Source organism: Rhizobium aouanii (genome assembly GCF_037002925.1).
GTDB classification, from domain to species: Bacteria; Pseudomonadota; Alphaproteobacteria; order Rhizobiales; family Rhizobiaceae; genus Rhizobium; species Rhizobium aouanii.
Genome location: NZ_JBAMYD010000067.1, coordinates 1 through 437, shown reverse-complemented (window position 1 = coordinate 437; position 437 = coordinate 1). Strand labels below are relative to the sequence as shown.

Below are 437 nucleotides of genomic sequence, written 5' to 3'. Positions count from 1 at the left end.
ACACAACATGGCAGGCGGATCGATTCAAGTTTGCCTCCCATGACATTTTCTTGCAGCGAACATCCCCCTCTTTTGATGCCGCCGTTTGGGAGCTATGGACAGCCTTGTCGATTGGGGCCCATGTAGCTCTTCTTCCTCTCGAGCGGCAATTTGATACTCGAACGATTTTCGACCTAGTAAATAAGTATCAAGTGACGGTCCTGCAATTGGTCCCGTCGCTTCTCTCCGCATTGCTTATGGTCACTGACCTTGAGCAAAATGAAGTCGATAGTTTACGATACGTATTCTGTGGCGGAGAGCTCCTGAGGAATGAGCAAGCCGCTAAATGGCTGCAATTCGCACCGCGGGCACTTGTCAATGTCTATGGACCTACTGAGGCAACGATTGACGCAACAGCCTGGGTGTATACCGCTGGATTTAACACGCCAGTTGCACCG

Annotated in this window: 1 protein-coding gene; it reads left to right on the top strand. The window is 50.8% G+C overall.

Going from position 1 to position 437, the window contains the following annotated elements:
• Positions 1-437 (top strand): AMP-binding protein (locus tag V8P77_RS34745; protein WP_335916770.1); only part of this gene is annotated, 437 nt, incomplete at both ends.